The sequence below is a fragment of the Streptomyces sp. NPDC003016 genome (assembly GCF_053591455.1).
On sequence record NZ_JBSFTV010000016.1, the window covers coordinates 138,818 to 156,091 of the forward strand.

Annotated in this window: 16 protein-coding genes and 1 pseudogene; 10 read left to right on the forward strand and 7 right to left on the reverse strand. The window is 72.0% G+C overall.

Annotated features, from left to right (window positions below):
- Positions 1–17: 17 nt before the first annotated feature.
- The 3 genes from ACWDZ4_RS16395 (at position 18) to ACWDZ4_RS16405 (ending at position 2,733) form a co-directional block, all read left to right on the forward strand.
- Positions 18–1,343, forward strand: coding sequence for a M20/M25/M40 family metallo-hydrolase (locus ACWDZ4_RS16395; RefSeq protein ID WP_451509067.1), 1,326 nt, complete (start codon positions 18–20; stop codon positions 1,341–1,343).
- 145 nt (positions 1,344–1,488) lie between these two features.
- On the forward strand, positions 1,489–1,722 hold the full coding sequence (gene chpH / locus ACWDZ4_RS16400; protein WP_451509068.1) for a chaplin ChpH: 234 nt from the start codon (positions 1,489–1,491) through the stop codon (positions 1,720–1,722).
- 144 nt (positions 1,723–1,866) lie between these two features.
- Positions 1,867–2,733, forward strand: coding sequence for a chaplin (locus ACWDZ4_RS16405; RefSeq protein ID WP_451509069.1), 867 nt, complete (start codon positions 1,867–1,869; stop codon positions 2,731–2,733).
- A 71-nt stretch (positions 2,734–2,804) separates the two neighbouring features.
- Here ACWDZ4_RS16405 and ACWDZ4_RS16410 read toward each other — a convergent pair whose 3' ends face one another.
- Both ACWDZ4_RS16410 and ACWDZ4_RS16415 read right to left on the reverse strand, forming a co-directional pair.
- The gene (locus ACWDZ4_RS16410; RefSeq protein WP_093801618.1) at positions 2,805–2,993 is read right to left on the reverse strand and encodes a DUF5703 family protein; all 189 of its coding nucleotides are present in this window, start codon (positions 2,991–2,993) and stop codon (positions 2,805–2,807) included.
- 386 nt (positions 2,994–3,379) lie between these two features.
- Positions 3,380–3,829 carry a nucleic acid/nucleotide deaminase domain-containing protein gene (locus ACWDZ4_RS16415; RefSeq protein WP_451509070.1) on the reverse strand — a complete coding sequence of 150 codons (450 nt, stop codon included), beginning with the start codon at positions 3,827–3,829 and terminating at the stop codon, positions 3,380–3,382.
- 686 nt (positions 3,830–4,515) lie between these two features.
- Here ACWDZ4_RS16415 and ACWDZ4_RS16420 point away from each other — a divergent pair.
- Positions 4,516–5,223, forward strand: coding sequence for a hypothetical protein (locus ACWDZ4_RS16420; protein ID WP_451509071.1), 708 nt, complete (start codon positions 4,516–4,518; stop codon positions 5,221–5,223).
- Positions 5,224–5,244: 21 nt separating this feature from the next.
- Here ACWDZ4_RS16420 and ACWDZ4_RS16425 read toward each other — a convergent pair whose 3' ends face one another.
- Together ACWDZ4_RS16425 and ACWDZ4_RS16430 are read right to left on the reverse strand one after the other, a co-directional pair.
- On the reverse strand, positions 5,245–7,548 hold the full coding sequence (locus ACWDZ4_RS16425) for an ATP-binding domain-containing protein (protein WP_451509072.1): 2,304 nt from the start codon (positions 7,546–7,548) through the stop codon (positions 5,245–5,247).
- Positions 7,545–8,528, reverse strand: a complete 984-nt coding sequence (locus ACWDZ4_RS16430; RefSeq protein ID WP_451509073.1) for an aldo/keto reductase — start codon at positions 8,526–8,528, stop codon at positions 7,545–7,547. Before ACWDZ4_RS16430 ends, ACWDZ4_RS16425 begins: the two co-directional genes overlap by 4 nt.
- Before the next feature lie 147 nt (positions 8,529–8,675).
- Between ACWDZ4_RS16430 and ACWDZ4_RS16435 the strand changes: the two genes are divergently transcribed.
- On the forward strand, positions 8,676–9,725 hold the full coding sequence (locus ACWDZ4_RS16435) for an LLM class F420-dependent oxidoreductase (protein ID WP_451509074.1): 1,050 nt from the start codon (positions 8,676–8,678) through the stop codon (positions 9,723–9,725).
- Between the two features lie 282 nt (positions 9,726–10,007).
- Positions 10,008–10,512 (forward strand): annotated as a pseudogene (locus ACWDZ4_RS16440) (ferritin-like domain-containing protein); the annotation flags it as partial.
- A 35-nt stretch (positions 10,513–10,547) separates the two neighbouring features.
- On the opposite strand, the gene corA reads toward ACWDZ4_RS16440, so the two are convergent.
- The gene (gene corA / locus ACWDZ4_RS16445; protein ID WP_451509075.1) at positions 10,548–11,540 is read right to left on the reverse strand and encodes a magnesium/cobalt transporter CorA; all 993 of its coding nucleotides are present in this window, start codon (positions 11,538–11,540) and stop codon (positions 10,548–10,550) included.
- A 59-nt stretch (positions 11,541–11,599) separates the two neighbouring features.
- Between corA and ACWDZ4_RS16450 the strand changes: the two genes are divergently transcribed.
- The 4 genes from ACWDZ4_RS16450 (at position 11,600) to mshC (ending at position 15,100) form a co-directional block, all read left to right on the forward strand.
- Positions 11,600–12,286, forward strand: a complete 687-nt coding sequence (locus tag ACWDZ4_RS16450) for a histidine phosphatase family protein (protein WP_451509076.1) — start codon at positions 11,600–11,602, stop codon at positions 12,284–12,286.
- A 67-nt stretch (positions 12,287–12,353) separates the two neighbouring features.
- The gene (locus tag ACWDZ4_RS16455) at positions 12,354–12,944 is read left to right on the forward strand and encodes a DUF3090 domain-containing protein (protein ID WP_093801625.1); all 591 of its coding nucleotides are present in this window, start codon (positions 12,354–12,356) and stop codon (positions 12,942–12,944) included.
- Complete coding sequence (locus tag ACWDZ4_RS16460; RefSeq protein ID WP_451509077.1) at positions 12,908–13,747, forward strand: SCO1664 family protein; 840 nt, start codon at positions 12,908–12,910, stop codon at positions 13,745–13,747. Before ACWDZ4_RS16455 ends, ACWDZ4_RS16460 begins: the two co-directional genes overlap by 37 nt.
- A 123-nt stretch (positions 13,748–13,870) precedes the next feature.
- The gene (gene mshC, locus ACWDZ4_RS16465) at positions 13,871–15,100 is read left to right on the forward strand and encodes a cysteine--1-D-myo-inosityl 2-amino-2-deoxy-alpha-D-glucopyranoside ligase (protein ID WP_451509078.1); all 1,230 of its coding nucleotides are present in this window, start codon (positions 13,871–13,873) and stop codon (positions 15,098–15,100) included.
- Between the two features lie 124 nt (positions 15,101–15,224).
- Here mshC and ACWDZ4_RS16470 read toward each other — a convergent pair whose 3' ends face one another.
- A complete protein-coding gene (locus tag ACWDZ4_RS16470) occupies positions 15,225–16,247 on the reverse strand; it encodes a PAC2 family protein (RefSeq protein WP_451509079.1) in 1,023 nt (340 codons plus the stop codon).
- 200 nt (positions 16,248–16,447) lie between these two features.
- The gene (locus tag ACWDZ4_RS16475) at positions 16,448–17,119 is read right to left on the reverse strand and encodes a FadR/GntR family transcriptional regulator (protein WP_451509080.1); all 672 of its coding nucleotides are present in this window, start codon (positions 17,117–17,119) and stop codon (positions 16,448–16,450) included.
- Positions 17,120–17,274: the final 155 nt, after the last annotated feature.

The window sequence follows — 17,274 nt, forward strand, 5'->3', positions numbered from 1 at the left end:
CAGTGGGAGGAAGCAGCGTGAGCGAGTCGAAGACGGACCGGACGGTTCCGGGCGAGGACGAGGTCGTCGATCTCTGCCGTGACCTGATCAGGATCGACACCAGCAACTACGGGGACCACTCGGGACCGGGAGAGCGCGCCGCGGCGGAGTACGTCGCCGAGAAGCTCGCCGAGGTGGGGCTCGAACCGCAGATCTTCGAGTCCCACCCGGGACGGGCCTCCACCGTGGCCAGGATCGAGGGCGAGGACCCGTCCAGGCCCGCACTGCTCATCCACGGGCACACCGACGTCGTACCGGCCAACGCCCAGGACTGGACGCACCACCCCTTCGCGGGGGAGATCGCGGACGGCTGCGTGTGGGGCCGGGGCGCGGTCGACATGAAGGACATGGACGCGATGACCCTCGCGGTCGTACGCGACAGGATGCGCAGCGGCCGCAAGCCCCCGCGCGACATCGTGCTGGCCTTCCTCGCCGACGAGGAGGCGGGCGGCACGTACGGGGCCCGGCATCTCGTCGACAAGCACCCGGACCTCTTCGACGGCGTCACGGAGGCCATCGGCGAGGTCGGCGGCTTCTCCTTCACCGTCAACGAGAACCTGCGGCTGTATCTCGTCGAGACGGCGCAGAAGGGCATGCACTGGATGCGGCTCACCGTGGACGGCACGGCCGGCCACGGTTCGATGACCAACAGCGACAACGCGATCACCGAGCTGTGCGAGGCCGTGGGGCGGCTCGGGCGGCACAAGTGGCCGGTGCGGATGACCAGGACCGTACGGTCCTTCCTGGACGAGCTCTCGGACGCGCTCGGCACCCCGCTCGACCCCGAGGACATGGACGCGACGCTCGCCAAGCTCGGCGGCATCGCGAAGATGATCGGCGCCACGCTGCGCAACTCCGCCGCCCCGACCATGCTCGGCGCGGGCTACAAGGTGAACGTGATCCCCGGGCAGGCGACCGCGCACGTCGACGGGCGCTTCCTGCCCGGGTACGAGGACGAGTTCCTCGCCGACCTCGACCGGGTCCTCGGCCCGCGCGTGCGGCGCGAGGACGTGCACGGCGACAAGGCCCTGGAGACCAGTTTCGACGGGGACCTCGTCGACGCGATGCAGGTGGCGCTCAGGGCCGAGGACCCCATCGCGCGCGCCGTCCCGTACATGCTCTCCGGCGGCACCGACGCCAAGTCCTTCGACGACCTCGGGATCCGCTGCTTCGGCTTCGCGCCGCTGAAGCTGCCGCCCGAGCTGGACTTCGCCGGAATGTTCCACGGCATCGACGAGCGGGTTCCGGTGGACGGGCTGAAGTTCGGCGTGCGCGTCCTGGACCGTTTCCTGGACAACTGCTGAAACGAAAATCCAAATAATCGGCCGAGTGTGCTATTCAACCGAAAAGAGTGAATGCGACCATACGCTAGTAGCCCAATTGCTTTCCCTTCGTTACGAGGGGTGTGGTTCGCGGCTGAACCGCATTTGCCAACAAGGAGGAAAAGTAATGATCAAGAAGGTCGTCGCTGCTGCGGCTGCTACTAGTGGTCTGGTTCTCGCCGGCGCGGGTATGGCGGTTGCTGACTCGGGTGCCCAGGGTGCTGCTGTCGGGTCCCCCGGCGTGCTTTCGGGCAACGTCGTTCAGGCCCCGATCCACATCCCGGTGAACGCGTGCGGCAACACGGTCTCCGTGATCGGGGTGCTGAACCCCGCCTTCGGCAACACCTGCATCAACAAGTGACGTTGGGCATGAACCCGTAAGGGTCTGAAGTCCCGGGCGGCCCCGGAGTGCGCGCCATGCACTCCGGGGCCGCTGGGTATTCGGCCTGCGGTCGGCAACGTCCCGTGGGCATTCGGTGAAGGTAAAAGTCAGGGGAACGTACGAATGCGTCAGGTAACGAGAAACAGCCTGATCACCATGGCGGCCGCGAGCGGTCTGCTGGCTGTGGGCGGTGGGAACGCGCACGCCGGCTCGGGGGCCGGAGGGTCCGCGTCGGATTCCCCGGGCGTGCTGTCCGGGAATTCCGTGCAGGCTCCCGTGCACGCCCCGGTCAATGTGTGCGGAAACACCGTGAATGTGGTCGGGGTGCTCAATCCCGCCGTCGGCAACCGTTGTGCCAATGGATCGAGGGGCTCGAAGCCCGGCAAGAACCACAACGGGGGCGGAGCGGCGGCCGAGGGGCACGCGAGCAATTCACCCGGTGTCGGCTCGGGCAACCAGGTCCAGGCGCCGGTCGACGCACCCGTGAACGTCTGCGGGAACAGCATCACCGTCGGCGGCCTCGCCAACCCCGCCGTGAACAACGGCTGCGGCAACGACTCCACCGGGACTCCGCCGGGACCGGGCCCCGAGGAGCCGCCGGGCGAGCCGGGTAACCCCGGGGAGCCGGGAGAGCCGGGCAATCCCGGGGAGCCGGGAGAGCCTGGTGAGCCGGGCAATCCGGGAGAGCCTGGTGAGCCGGGTAACCCCGGGGAGCCGGGCAACCCGGGTGAGCCGGGCAACCCGGGCGCGCCGGAAGACCCCGAGAAGCCGGACGTGCCCGCGGAGCCGGGAAAGCCGGGAGAGCCCGGGGAGCCCGGCAAGCCGGGCACTCCGAACGGCCCCGGTACCCAGACCGTCACCCAGCCCAAGGGCACCGAAGCGCTCGCGCAGACCGGCGCCGGCGCTCCGCTCGGCCTGGTCGTCCCGGCCGGGGCGGGGCTGCTGCTGGCAGGTGCGGTGCTGTACCGCAGGACACGTTCCGCGGCGTAACGCGGGAAAAAGTACCGGCAGGACCGGCACGAAACGGAGCGGGCCCCGCGATCGCGGGGCCCGCTCCGTCTTCACCAGGTGGCGCGAAGCTGGCGGATGATCCGCCTGCGCAGCCGCACGCGGCGGCTGCCGTCCCGGTGCAGACTCAGTCGGTCCAACTCCCAGTGTCCGTACTCGGCGTGGTCGGTCAGCAGACGGGTCGCGTCCTTGCGGGAGACCCCGCGAGGTACGTACACGTCGACAAATTCGTATTCCGGCATCTCATCCATTGTGCGGGCAGCGGCCTGGAGCAGCAACGGCCCTGATCGGGCAGGAATCCTGGTCACGGGCCGCGTATCGTTTGCGGGCCCGAGCTGGCCGGAGCGTGCAGTACACATGGCGTACACACTGCTATGGATCTTGCATCGCTCCAGGTGCGTTCAAAACCGCTCTACGGCCTCCGTCGAGCGCGTCCGCAACCTCATCAAGTCATCAAGTCGTCAAGCCTGTCCGGCCACAGGTGCGCGCAGGTGTCTGGCGTCATGGCAGCTCGTGCGCATCGCGGCCGTCCCCGTCCACCCAGGGCCGTACCGAGCTGTTCGCTCCGTGCCGTGACTGAGACAGCCGGAGAAGCCGGTTCGTGGATGGGCCCGTTGGCCGTGGTCGCTCAAGGGGGGTACGTGTGCGGGGACCGGGGTGCGGTGGGGGCGGGGCGGTGGCTGCTGGCCGGCGACCTGGTGCACCGTCTCGACGTGCTGGATCGGTCCGGCGATGCCCTCGGCGCGGGTCTCGGGGCGGGCGCCGTAGGTCTGGGTGCAGGAGAGGACGGCGTTCCTGTACGTGTGGGGAGTTCGGCGGTGTAGCCGCCGGGCAGCAGGCTGGGGCGCAGGCCGGTGTGGGTCGCGAGGATGTCTTCGTTGGGTACGCCCATCCGCCGCAGCTCGCCCGCCGCCTGGTATTCGGACGGCGGGAGGCCGGGTCCGGAGTTGCGGAAGAGGGTGGTTTCCTCGCCGGTGGCCGGGTCGGTGCAGGTGAAGACGGCGGTGTTGCCCGGGCCGGTCACCGGACGGCCGCCCTCCGCCGGGGCCGAACCGCCGCCGTGCTTCTGCCGGTACATCCCCACGACTCCTCGACCGGCACCGCACCGAGGGCCACACCGTCGGCTCACCCGTGCGCCGGTCCACGACCCCGCACGCGTCCCCGATCTCGGCTGGCGGTCGCCGCTGTCCGGTCTGGGGGTCACGCTCCAGCGGCGCGGGCGCGGCCCACACGACCCAGCCCAGGTCGAACTCCCGCATCCTGACCTCGCGGCGGGCGCCTCGCTGCGGTGGCGGGCCGTGACAGCGTGCTGGACAGCGCAGATGTACGAGCACTCCGAGGATTCCAAGCCGGGCTGCGGCGCAGACTGGCCCGGCCTCCCGTCCTCCCGGCATGGCGGAAGGAGACCGACGCCGACATCTCGAGGTCATCGTCTACGCCGCGATGGCGAGCGGCGGAGCTTCGAGTTGCTCGGCGCGTTCGGCAGGACAGTCGAGGCGATGCTCGGCTACGCCCCTGAGGACCGGCCCGACATCGAGGACGTACGCGGCGCCTTCGCATCTGCCTCGGCTCAGAGAGGGGGCCGTTGCACGGCCGTGCGTATGCCGTACACATGACAGCAGGAAGCTGTGTGAAGCCGGGGGAGATGAAGGTTGGGCGTTTTGCCTGATCAGAAGGGTAAGCCTGCAATTTCCGCAGGTCGCCTCAGCGTCGGATGCGTAGCTATTGTGCGGGCAGAGCCCCAGTACGGATAGCGTCTGCACTATGTCTGATGCTGCGCATCCCACCGCTGCCGAGGTACGCGCCGCCGCCGAGGCGGTCAAAGCCGCGCTCGACCGTCACCTCGACGCGGTCGAACGCCGCACCGGGGACGACGACCCGGCCGTCTACGACGCGTTCAACGAGCTCGCCGCGGCCGCCGAGGCGTACGACGAGCGGCTCTACGACCGGTACGACGAGGTCACACCCTTCGAGATCCCGGGGTCGGACGACTCCATGCCGCCGTACACCGGGCCCGAGGAGCCCAATGCGGTGACCGTCCTCATCCGTCGCGACTACGCGGTGGTGGAGACGCAACGGCTGCTCGCCCAGGCACAGCGGATCGCCGATCTCGACCCGGACGTCGACGGCCCGATGATCGATGCCGATGCCGATGCCGATGCCGATGCCGATCTCGACGCCGACGAGCGGGGCGGTACGGCGGCGATCGTCGGCGGCAGCGTCCATGCCGCCCTGGGCGTGCTCTTCGGTGAGTACGAACCGGACGAAATCGCCTCCCGGCACAAGGAGTTCGGGCTGGAGGAGGGCGACTCCACGCTGTGGGTCGCCGCAGCGGAAGACCTGCCCGAGCCCGGGGAGTGGCTGAACGCACCCTTCGAGCAGGCCGATCCGCAGCGGGTCGTGTGCCGCTTCGACGTCAGCTCCGTCTTCGACGACGAGCTGGACGAGGCCGACGGTCACGACCAGCGCTGACCGTCGGCCTCCGCCGCATCCCTAGGGGGCGGGCTGCTCGCCCTGCTGCTCGTCCGGTCGTGCGGCGGGGGGCTGGAGCAAGGTGCGCAGACGGGTGGTGCGGGGCCGGTCCGGGATCTCGGCCACCGCGCGGGGCAGTGCCTGGTCGACGCCGTGGACCACGGACAGGTGCCGCTCCCCGCGGCTGAACGCGGTGTAGATCCACGGGCGGCTCAGCGCCTGGGCGGCGTCACCGGGCAGGACCACCACGACCGCGGGCCACCGCATCCCGGTCGCCTGGTGCGCGGTGAGCGCCCAGGCGTGCCGCACCTCGGTCTCCACCCGGTCCTTCGGTACGACGACGGGCGTGCCCTCGCAGTCGAGGTGGAGGCCGTCGGCGTCCGCCGAGACGACCGTGCCGGGCAGCGTCCTGCCGGGCGCCGGGACATGGGCGACCCGGTCTCCCGGGTCGAAGCCGCCGAACCGGCCCGGGCCGGGGTTGAGCCGCTGCTTGAGCGCCGCGTTGAGCGCGCGGGTGCCCGCGGAACCGCCGTGCCCGGGGGTGATCACCTGGGTCTGCGCGGCGGACACCCCGAAGGCGCGCGGCACCGAGTCGGCGACCAGCTGGACGGTCCGGTGCACGGCCTCCCCGGCCTCACGGACCGGAACGATCACCACTTCCTTGCCGGGCGCCTCGACCTGGTTGAGCTCGCCGATCCCGACACCGGAGACCAGCTCGCCGATCGGGCCGGGGTCGGGCGTACGCGAGACGATGTGCGGGCACGCGCGGGAGGCCAGCAGGTCCGCGAAGACCCGGCCCGCGCCCGCGGACGGCAGCATGTTCGGGTCGCCGCTGAGGACGAACCGGGTGCCGTCCGCCAGCGACTCCACGAGGACCGCGGCGCGCTCCACGTCCAGCTGCGGGGCGTCCAGCACGACCAGTAGATCGAGGACGAACGCGCCGTCCTCGTCCCGGCCGGGGCCCTCGACCCCGGCGAGCAGGCCGGAGACGGTGACCGAGGCCGACGCGTCGTCGAGCGCGGCGGCGAGACGCCGGCGGCCGTCGGCGCTGTGCGACGCGGCGTACGCCCGCAGACCGAGGCCGCGCGCCGCGGCGACCAGCGCGGCCGGTTCGGCGCGGGCGGCCTCGCCGCCGCTGTGGGCGACCAGGCCGTTCACGGCGACGGCGCGGATCAGTTCGGCGGCGGAGGGCGGGACGCCGCCGACGTCCCAGCCGGCCGTTTCCGCCGCCTCGCCGTCGAACGTACTGGCCAGTCGGGCGAGGCCCTCGGCGAGGCTTTCCTCGGCGAGGGCGTACCGGTCGAGCCCCAGCAGGACTTCCACAGGCGCCTCGCCGTCGGCGGGCTCGTCGGCCGCGCCGCCTTGGGCGCCGTCCTGGAAGGCCAGCACCACGCCCTCGGCGACCGCGTTCTGAATGGCCTCGTCCGGGTCGGGCACCTGGTGTTCGCTCAGTGCCTTGCGGACGGCGCCCGACTCCAGGGCGGTGTGGCCCCGGACCGCCGCCCGCTCCAGGAGCCGTCCGACGAGCGCCGCCGTCCGTCGCTGGTCGCCGGGGCCGCACTCGGCGCCGAGCAGGGCGCGCGCGAATCCGTCGGCCTGTTCGGGCCGCACCCCGGGCACGGACAGCAGCTGCCACGGGTCGTCGCGCAGCACCTGCCCGGCCTGCTCCCCGAGCACGCCCGCGACCGGCCCGGCCAGTGCCTCGGGGGCACCGCCCTCGGCCAGTACGGCCCGTACGGACGCCACGGTCTCCGGTGCGGCGGGGGCGGGCTCGGCAGCCCGTACCGGCGCGGCCGCGACAGGGCCGGGCCCGGGCGCGCTGCGGTGCGGCGCGGGCGCCGGGGAGGCGAAGAACGCGTCCCCGGACTTCGCGCCGCTCTCCACGGCCCGTACCGCCGCGAGCAGCTCGGCGGCCTGCCCGCTCAGCTTGGCACCGGCCTCGACGGGCGCGGTCTTCTCGGCCTTGCGCTGCTCGATCTTCTCCCGCAACGCCCGCTGGGCGGCGATCTCCGCCTCGGCCTCCGACAACTGCGGCGCACCGCCGGTCTCAGCAGCGGCCTCGCCCTCGCTCGACGGCCCTTCGGCGCCCACCGGACTTGCACCGGCACCGGCACCGTCCGCCGGTTCTCCGGCGCCGGCTCCCGCGTCCTCGCCGGTGAGCGCAGGGCCCCCGTCGGTTTCCGTCGCGTCGTCCGTCGCACCGCCCACCGCGGCTCCCGGCGCCGGGACCGCGGAATCGGCGGTCGGGCCGGCGCCGTCCGCCGCGGTGGTGTCGCGGTCTTCGGCCGGGGGTCCGGGGGTTGCCCCCCGGGGAAGCGCAGTCACAGCGTGCTCCAGTCCTGGTCGGGGTAGCGGTGCACGGGCGCCGACACGTCGTCGAGCGCCCGGCAGATCTCATCCGGAAGACTAAGCGTCTCCACTGACAATGCCTCCGTGAGCTGCTGCGCGTTGCGCGCGCCCACGATCGGGGCCACCACGCCCGGCCGGTCCCGGACCCAGGCGAGGGCCACCTGGAGCGTGGTCGCGGCCAGCCCGTCCGCGGCCGTCGCGACCGCGTCCACGATCCGGCTCGCCGCGTCGCCGAGATAGGGCGCCACGAACCCCGACAGCTGCTCCGACCCACCGCGCGAGTCGGGCGGTACGGCGTGCCGGTACTTGCCGGTGAGCACGCCCCGGCCGAGCGGCGACGACGGCAGCAGCCCGACCCCCAGATCGAGCGCGGCCGGCAGTACCTCCCGCTCCACGCCCCGCTGGAGCAGCGAGTACTCCATCTGTGTGCTGGCGAGCCGGGTGCGCACACCGGGCGCGGCGAGCTGCCAGGTGGCGGCCTTCGCCAGCTGCCACCCGGAGAAGTTGGACACCCCCGCGTACCGCGCCCGGCCGCTGCCGACCGCGATGTCGAGCGTCTGGAGCGTCTCGTCGAGCGGCGTCGCCGGGTCGAAGGCGTGCACCTGCCACACGTCGACGTAGTCCGTGCCGAGCCGCGCCAGCGACGCGTCGAGCGCCGCCAGCAGATGGCCGCGTGAGCCGTCGAAGCGCCGGTCGGGGTCGGGCACGCTGCCCGCCTTGGTCGCGATGACCAGGTCCCGCCGCGGAACGAGCCGCTCCATGAGGTGTCCGAGCAGGTGCTCCGCGTCTCCGTCGCCGTACACGTCCGCCGTGTCGACGAGCGTGCCGCCCGCGCGCCAGAATGCCTTCAACAGATCGGCGGCGTCGTGCTCGTCGGTGCCCCGCCCCCAGGTGAGAGTGCCGAGCCCGATCCTCGATACGCGCAGGCCCGTGCGGCCGAGATGCCTCTGCTCCATGGCGCGAGATTACTGGCCGGGGGCCGCCCGGCAGGTGACCTGTGGACAACCGGCACCCGAGTGCCCGCCCTCCGCGCCCTGACGGATCGGGGCCTCGCGCGCTAGAGTCCCCGCACAGGTACGTTACTGATCAGTAAGGGGAGTGGCATGCGGCTCGGCATCAACCTCGGTTACTGGGGCGCGGGGACGGACGGCGACAATCTGGACGTCGCCCAGGAAGCGGACCGGCTCGGCTACGACGTCTGCTGGGCCGCCGAGGCCTACGGTTCGGACGCCGCCACCGTCCTCTCCTGGGTCGCCGCGCAGACCGAGCGCATCGACGTCGGCTCCGCGATCTTCCAGATCCCGGCCCGTACGCCCGCCATGACGGCGATGACCGCCGCCACCCTCGACTCCCTCTCCGGCGGCCGCTTCCGCCTCGGACTCGGCGTCTCGGGCCCGCAGGTCTCCGAGGGCTGGTACGGCGTGAAGTTCGACAAGCCGCTGGCCCGCACCCGTGAGTACGTCGAGATCGTCCGCAAGGCCATGACCCGCGAGCGCCTGTCGTACGAGGGGCAGCACTGGACGCTGCCGCTGCCCGGCGGCCCCGGCAAGCCGCTGAAGCTCACCGTCCACCCGCAGCGCGAGCACATCCCGCTCTACATCGCCGCGATCGGCCCCAAGAACCTGGAGCAGACCGGCGAGATCGCCGACGGCGCCCTGCTGATCTTCCCCTCCGCCGAGCACATCGAGGACACGGCGATCCAGTACCTGCGCGCGGGCCGGGAGAAGGCCGGCAAGACCATGGAGGACTTCGACGTCTGCCCCACGCTGCCGCTCGCGGTCGGCGACGACGTGAACGCGCTGGCCGACCTGTTCCGTCCGTACACCGCGCTGTACGTCGGCGGCATGGGCAGCCGCGAGCAGAACTTCTACAACCGGCTGGCGCAGCGCATGGGCTACGAGAAGGAAGCCGCCGAGATCCAGGACAGGTACCTGTCCGGCGACAAGGCGGGCGCCGCCGCCGCGATCCCGCACCGGCTGATCGACCAGACCACCCTGCTGGGCTCCGTGGAGCGGATCGCCGACCGGATGGCGGCCTACGCGGCCGCCGGAGTGACGACGCTGACGCTGGCCCCCGCCGGGTTCACGCTCGACGAGCGGATCACGGCCCTGCGCGCCGGCACCGAGGCTCTGGAGCGGGCGGGTCTCGCGTAACCCGGCGGGGCGGGGAGCCGGCGCGGGGAAACGGAAGGAAAGTCCGCGGCCGTGGTGGGGGCTCGGGGGTCTTCCCCGCCACGGCCGTCATGCACAACAACGCCGTACGGGCCGGTGGGGTTACGCGTCCGCGCCGCCCGGGGGTTCATCCTTCCGACCGTGTTGACGGGCGCAGCTGTCGCCTGCCGTTCCGTAGCGGAATTGACTTGCTCCTTGCGGATGCCTGCACGGAGGTGTCAGTGGTGCTCTCGTCCCAAAGCCCTTTCCAGGAGCCCTCGACGGCTCGGCCTCGCCCACGGCACGTTGCGCCGCGACGAGCCGCTGACCGAGGACGAGGTCCTCGTCCACCTCGCGCACAGCCGGGTGACCGAGCAGCGGGCCGCCGGCCGGACGGGCATGCTGGTCGAGCACTTCGGCGGCCACTCCGAGGTGGGCAGGCCGTTCAGGATGATCAGCCGCGACGAGGAGAACCACCTCGCCTCCTGCCACGAGGAGTTGTTCCGGCCGGCCCGTGCCGGACCCGGCCGTACGGTCCGGCGGGTCCTGCGCGAGTGCGCCGTGGCGGAGAGCCGTGTCCACCGGGACGCCGGACCCGCCGTCATGGCCCGCTCGGGGCGCGTCCTGAAGCGGTCCGGGTCCCGGTCCGCCGCCCTCACGGCGGGAATCCACGCCATGTACGCCTACGCACGCCATGTACGCGTACGAGCGCCTCGGCGGCCGGCGACGCAGGGCCGGCCTGACGACGCCGCGACGGCACGACGCGCTGGGAGGCCCGGCGGCCTCCGCCGCCGGAATCCGTCCGACCGGCACGGCGGCCCTCCGTCAGAGCCAGCCCCGGCGCTTGAACAGGCGGTACAGGCCGACCTCGCACACCACCATCAGCAGGATCACCGCGGGGTAGCCCCACACCCACTTCAGCTCGGGCATGTGGTCGAAGTTCATGCCGTAGACGCCCGCGACCATCGTGGGGACGGCCGCCATCGCCGCCCACGCCGAGATCTTCCGCATGTCGTCGTTCTGCCGCACGCTCATCTGCGCGAGATGCGCGGACAGGATGTCGGACAGCAGCCGGTCGAGCGCCTCCACCTGCTCGTTCGCGCGGGTGAGGTGGTCACTGACGTCCCGGAAGAACGGCTGCGCGTGCTCGTCGACGAACGGCAGGCCAGGACTCGACAGCCGCAGCATGGGCTGGGCGAGCGGCACGGTCGCGCGGCGGAATTCGAGCACCTGCCGCTTGAACGTGTAGATCCGCGAAGCGGTGTTCTTGGACTCTCCGCCGTTCGGTGCGAAGACCTCCGCCTCCAGCTCCTCCAGGTCGGTCTGGAGCTCCGCGCCGACCTCTATGTAGTCGTCGACGACGGCGTCGCTCACGGCGTACAGGACGGCGGTGGGGCCGTGCCGCAGAACGCCGGGATCGGCTTCGAGGCGGTGGCGCACGGCGGCCAGCGGCGCCCCCTCGCCGTGCCGCACCGTCACCACGAACGAGTCGCCCACGAAGACCATCAGCTCGCCCGTCGTGACGGTGTCGCTCTCCGGTTCGTAGAGCACCGGCTTCAGCACCGCGAAGAGCGAGTCGTCGTACACCTCCAGCTTGGGCCGCTGATGGGCCGACAGGGCGTCCTCGACGGCCAGCGGGTGCAGGCCGAACTCGCTGCTCACGAGATCGAATTCCTTCTCGGTGGGCTCGTGCAGCCCGATCCACAGGAAGGCGTCTCCGGCGGCCCGCGCCTCGGAGAGGGCGTCGGAGAAGTCGGAGGGGCCCTCAGTGCGGCACCCTTCCCGGTAGATGGCACAGTCGACGATCACGGCGCGCATTCTCCCCCGGTACGGCCCCGGGCGCACCCTGGAGCCCTCCTCCGCCTAGGCTGGCCGTCATGGCCACGCTGATCCTCGTACGCCACGGACGCTCCACCGCCAACACCGCCGGGCTGCTCGCCGGCTGGACGCCAGGTGTCACGCTCGACGAGCGCGGCGCCTCCCAGGCGGCCGCTCTTCCCGGCCGGCTGGCCGAGCTGCCGCTGGTCGCCGCCGTCAGCAGCCCCCTGGAACGCTGCCGGCAGACCCTCCAGCCGCTGCTCGACGCGCGGCCCGGTCTCCCGCTGCACACCGACGAGCGGATCGGCGAGTGCCACTACGGCGACTGGTCGGGCCGCAAGCTCGCCGAGCTCTCCGACGAGCCCCTGATGGCCGCCGTGCAGCAGCACCCCTCCTCCGTCACGTTCCCCGGCGGGGAGTCGATGCGCGCCATGCAGGCGCGCGCGGTCGACGCGGTACGGGACTGGAACGCGCGCATCGAGGCCGAGCACGGCGAGGACGCCGTCTACGTGATGTGCTCGCACGGCGACATCATCAAGTCCGTCGTCGCGGACGCACTGGGCCTTCACCTTGACCTCTTCCAGCGGATTCACGTAGACCCGTGTTCCCTGACGGCCATCCGGTACACCGGGCTCCGCCCCTTTCTCGTGCGCCTCGGCGACACCGGGGACCTCGCCTCGCTGGCGCCGCGGGAAAGCGGCAGTGACGGAGACGCGGCCGTAGGGGGCGGCGCGGGCGCACCGTGATCGCTCCGCGCAGTAGGGTGGACGCGCCCCAGACCGCGCATACAGACGATTTCAAGGGAGACAGAACGTGTCCCGTCAGGTGTTCCTCTACGACCCGCCGGACCGCTTTGTGGCCGGTACGGTCGGGCTGCCTGGACGCCGTACGTTCTTCCTGCAGGCATCCGCGGCCGGCCGTGTCACCAGCGTCGCCCTGGAGAAGGCCCAGGTGGCCGCGCTCGCCGAACGGATCGACGAGCTGCTCGACGAAGTGGTACGCCGCACCGGGGGCAGCGCCCCCGTGCCGGCCGTGGCCCCCGCCGAAGTCACCGACAGCGCGCCGCTGGACGCCCCCGTCGAGGAGGAGTTCCGCGTCGGCACCATGGCGCTGGCCTGGGACGGCCAGGAACAGCGCATGATCATCGAGGCGCAGGCCCTCGTCGAGCTGGACGTGGAGACCGACGAGGATCTCGCGGAAGCCGAGGAACGTCTGCTCCAGGACGAGGAGAACGGCCCGCCGATGCTGCGGGTCCGGCTCAGCGGCGCGCAGGCCAGGGCCTTCGCCAAGCGCGCCCTCGACGTTGTCAACGCGGGCCGGCCGCCGTGCCCGCTGTGCAGCCTGCCGCTCGACCCGGAGGGACACGTATGCCCGCGTCAGAACGGATACCGCCGCGGAGCGTGACCGCCGCGGACGACCTCCTCACCGTGCTGGTGAAGGGGCGGCTCACGGTGCGCGGGCGCGTCGGTGAAGCGTCCAACGCGGTGCTCCACTGCGGCATCGAGTACGAGGGCGTGACGGCGTCCTGCGTGTACAAGCCGGTCGCCGGCGAGCGGCCGCTGTGGGACTTCCCCGACGGCACGCTCGCCCAGCGCGAGGTCGCGGCGTACGAGATCTCGCAGGCGACGGGGTGGGGCCTGGTGCCGCCGACCGTGCTGCGTGACGGTCCGTACGGCGAGGGCATGTGCCAGCTGTGGATCGAGACGGACCCGGAAGGGGCCGACGGCGGCCTGCTGGCCCTGGTCGAGGACGACGAGCCCGCCGAGGGCTGGAAGGCGATCGCCTTCGCCGAGGTGGGGGAGGGGCGCACGGCGCTTCTCGTCCATGCCGACGACCCGCGCCTGCGCCGCCTCGCGGTCCTCGACGCGGTCATCAACAACGCCGACCGCAAGGGCGGTCACCTGCTGCCGGCCGCGGGCGGGAAGCTGTACGGCATCGACCACGGCGTCACCTTCCACGCGCAGGACAAGCTCCGCACCCTGCTGTGGGGCTGGGCGGGGGAGCCGCTGACGGCGGAGGCCGTCGAGGTGCTGGCCCGGCTGTCGGAGGAACTGGCGCCGGGAGGCCCGCTCGCCACCCGTATGGCCGAACTGATCACCCCGGTGGAGGTGGAGGCGCTGCGGGACCGTGTGACGGCGCTGCGCACGGCCGCCCGCCATCCGGAGCCGAGCGGGGAGTGGCCGGCCATTCCGTGGCCACCGGTCTAGTCCCGGTTCGGTCCCGGCCCGGCCCCGGTGCGGTCGGTCGGTGCGCCTGCGCAAGAGTGGCTTACCGGACACGTTTCCGTATCCGGTTCGTATCCGGAACCTGCGTCCGGTTACGCTCAAGGCATGTATGCCTGGCCCGCTTCTGAGGTCCCCGCCCTGCCTGGCAAGGGCCGCGACCTCCAGATCCACGACACCGCGACCAGTGGGTTGATCACCCTCGACCCCGGTCCCGTCGCCCGTATCTATGTCTGCGGCATCACGCCGTACGACGCGACCCACATCGGTCACGCGGCGACCTACAACGCGTTCGACCTCGTACAGCGCGTGTGGCTCGACACCAAGCGGCAGGTTCACTACGTCCAGAACGTCACGGACGTGGACGATCCGCTGCTGGAGCGGGCGATCCGCGACGGACAGGACTGGACCGAACTCGCGGAGCGCGAAACCGCGCTGTTCCGCGAGGACATGACCGCCCTGCGGATGCTTCCGCCGCGGCACTACATCGGCGCCGTCGAGGCGATACCCGGCATCGTGCCGCTCGTCGAGCGGCTGCGGGACGCGGGCGCGGCGTACGAGCTCGAAGGGGACGTGTACTTCTCCGTCGAGGCCGACCCGCACTTCGGCGAGGTCTCCGGGCTCGACGCCGAGGCGATGCGACTGCTGTCCGCCGAGCGCGGCGGCGACCCCGAGCGGCCCGGCAAGAAGAACCCGCTCGACCCGATGCTCTGGATGGCCGCCCGTGACGGCGAGCCCAGCTGGGACGGCGCCTCGCTGGGCCGGGGCAGGCCCGGCTGGCACATCGAGTGCGTGGCGATCGCCCTGGACCACCTGGGGATGGGCTTCGACGTGCAGGGCGGGGGATCGGACCTCGCCTTCCCGCACCACGAGATGGGGGCGTCCCACGCCCACGCGCTGACCGGCGAGTACCCGTTCGCCAAGGCGTACGTACACGCCGGAATGGTCGCCCTGGACGGCGAGAAGATGTCGAAGTCCAAGGGGAACCTGGTCTTCGTGTCGAAACTGCGCCGCGACGGCGTGGACCCGGCCGCGATCCGCCTCGCCCTGCTCGCCCACCACTACCGGGCCGACTGGGAGTGGACGGACCAGGCGCTCGAAGACGCCCTGGAGCGGCTCGGGCGCTGGCGCGCGGCCGTCTCCCGCCCCGACGGGCCGTCCGCCGACGCCGTGGTCGAGGAGATCCGCGAGGCGCTCTCCCAGGACCTCGACGCCCCGGCCGCACTCGCCGCCGTGGACCGCTGGGCCGCACGTCAGGCGTCCGACGGCGGTACGGACGAGGGTGCCCCCGGTGTGGTGTCGCGTGCCGTCGACGCCCTGCTGGGTGTGGCTCTGTAGTCGCTTTCCGCCCCGCCGCCCCTGGCCCCCTCCCGAAGGGGACCAGGGGCGGTTGCGTTGCGCCTTGCCGCTTCACGCGGGCGTCAGGGCGTCACCACGGCCCGGAGCGGCGGCAGTTGCTCCGCTACTCCTCCGAGGCGTCGTCCGCGCCGTCCGTACCGTCCGTGCCTTCCGAGGCGCCGGGCTCCGCGCGCGGCGGCCTGGGAGGCCGCGTACGGCCGCCGGAGTTCTCCCGCAGGTACGTGCCGCTGCCCTCGCCACCGTCCGTGGCGTGCCCGGGGCCGGTGCCGGGCCCCGCGCCGGGTCCGCCGTCGCGCCGCCGCAGGTACCGCTCGAATTCGCGGGCGATGGCCTCGCCCGACGCCTCGGGAAGCTCCGCGGTGTCCCGCGCCTCCTCCAGCGACTGCACGTACTCCGCGACCTCGCTGTCCTCCGCGGCCAGTTGGTCCACGCCGACCTGCCAGGCCCGCGCGTCCTCGGGCAGTTCGCCCAGCGGGATCCGCAGATCGAGGAGGTCTTCGAGGCGGTTGAGGAGCGCCAGCGTGGCCTTCGGGTTCGGCGGCTGCGAGACGTAGTGCGGCACGGCGGCCCACAGGCTCACCGCCGGTACGCCCGCGTGCGTACACGCCTCCTGGAGGATTCCGACGATGCCCGTGGGGCCTTCGTACCTGGTCTCCTCCAGGTCCATGGTCCGCGCCAGGTCCGCGTCCGACGTCACGCCGCTGACCGGCACCGGCCGCGTGTGCGGGGTGTCGCCGAGCAGCGCGCCGAGGATCACGATCATCTCGACGCCCAGCTCGTGCGCGAAGCCGAGGATCTCGTTGCAGTACGAACGCCAGCGCATGGAGGGCTCGATGCCGCGCACCAACACCAGGTCACGGGGCTTGTCACCGCCGATCCGCACCACCGAGAGCCGGGTGGTGGGCCACGTGATCCTGCGGACCCCGCCGTCCAGGAACACCGTGGGCCGGTTGACCTGGAAGTCGTAGTAGTCCTCGGCGTCGAGCGCCGCGAAGACCTCGCCCTTCCACTCCCGGTCCAGGTGCGCGACCGCGGTGGAGGCGGCGTCGCCGGCGTCGTTCCAGCCCTCGAACGCGGCCACCATGACCGGGTCGATCAGCTCGGGAACCCCCTCGAGCTCGATCACCCAGTGCCTCCTTCCGAAGTTCTCTTGTGCACGTATCAACCTTACGGCGTCCAGCAGGTCCGGTCGCAGCCCCCGTATACGACCGGGCGGACCCGGTGGCGGCTGCCGCACGCGGAGAGCGTGCCCTGCGCCCGCCGAATCATTCGAGATCGGCCGGGCGGAGGAGCTCCGACCTACGGGAGGACGTGCTGGAGGACGTACTAGAGAGTGGAGCGCAGCCACTGCTCGACGCCCGCGATGTGCGCCGTCGCCCACGCCCTGGCCGCCTCCGCGTCCTGGGCGCGCAGCGCCGCGAGGATCGCGCGGTGCTCGTGCAGCGTCCGGCTGACCGCGTCCTCCTGGGTCAGCCCGCGCCAGATCCGGGCCCGGGTCGTCGGCCCGGAGAGCCCGTCGAGCAGCGAGCACAGCACCGAGTTGCCGGAGCCCTGCACGATACGGCGGTGGAATTCGAGGTCGCCCGCGACCAGCTCCTCGACCGAGGGAGCCGTTCCCAGGCCGTCCAACTGACTGCTCAGTGAGTCCAGTTCCGCCTCGGTGATCCGGGAACAGGCCATCGCGGTGGCGGCGGGCTCCAGAATGCGGCGTACGGCGAGGAACTCCAGCACGGTGTCGTCCCGGTGGAAGTCCACGACGAAGCTCATCGCTTCGAGCAGCAGTTGCGGATCGAGGCTCGTGACGTACGTGCCGTCGCCCTGCCGTACGTCGAGGATCCGGATCAGCGACAGCGCCCGCACCGCCTCGCGCAGCGAATTGCGCGACAGGCCCAGCTCGGCGGCGAGCTCGCTCTCCTTGGGGAGGCGGTCGCCGGGGCCCAGGGCCCCCGAGACGATCATTTCCTTGATCTTTTCGATCGCCTCGTCGGTGACGGCCACGGTGGGTCTCCCGGTCACTCAGACATCCGATGTATGAGCCCATTATGTGGGTGGCAAGCGGTGACGGCCGTACACGACCCGGGCGACGGGCCAGTACGTGCCGTCGCCGCCCATCATGCGGTGCACCTCGGGGTCGACGGTGTGCTCGGGCGCGC

Bases quoted from the DNA above. Each gene is read 5' to 3' on its own strand.
- ACWDZ4_RS16450 (WP_451509076.1), top strand. From the start codon at position 11,600: ATGGCCACGCTGATCCTCGTACGCCACGGACGCTCCACCGCCAACACC.
- ACWDZ4_RS16430 (WP_451509073.1), bottom strand. From the start codon at position 8,528: ATGGAGCAGAGGCATCTCGGCCGCACGGGCCTGCGCGTATCGAGGATC.
- ACWDZ4_RS16405 (WP_451509069.1), top strand. From the start codon at position 1,867: ATGCGTCAGGTAACGAGAAACAGCCTGATCACCATGGCGGCCGCGAGC.
- ACWDZ4_RS16410 (WP_093801618.1), bottom strand. From the start codon at position 2,993: ATGCCGGAATACGAATTTGTCGACGTGTACGTACCTCGCGGGGTCTCC.
- mshC (WP_451509078.1), top strand. From the start codon at position 13,871: ATGTATGCCTGGCCCGCTTCTGAGGTCCCCGCCCTGCCTGGCAAGGGC.
- corA (WP_451509075.1), bottom strand. From the start codon at position 11,540: ATGCGCGCCGTGATCGTCGACTGTGCCATCTACCGGGAAGGGTGCCGC.
- ACWDZ4_RS16460 (WP_451509077.1), top strand. From the start codon at position 12,908: ATGCCCGCGTCAGAACGGATACCGCCGCGGAGCGTGACCGCCGCGGAC.
- ACWDZ4_RS16435 (WP_451509074.1), top strand. From the start codon at position 8,676: ATGCGGCTCGGCATCAACCTCGGTTACTGGGGCGCGGGGACGGACGGC.
- chpH (WP_451509068.1), top strand. From the start codon at position 1,489: ATGATCAAGAAGGTCGTCGCTGCTGCGGCTGCTACTAGTGGTCTGGTT.
- ACWDZ4_RS16420 (WP_451509071.1), top strand. From the start codon at position 4,516: ATGTCTGATGCTGCGCATCCCACCGCTGCCGAGGTACGCGCCGCCGCC.
- ACWDZ4_RS16415 (WP_451509070.1), bottom strand. From the start codon at position 3,829: ATGTACCGGCAGAAGCACGGCGGCGGTTCGGCCCCGGCGGAGGGCGGC.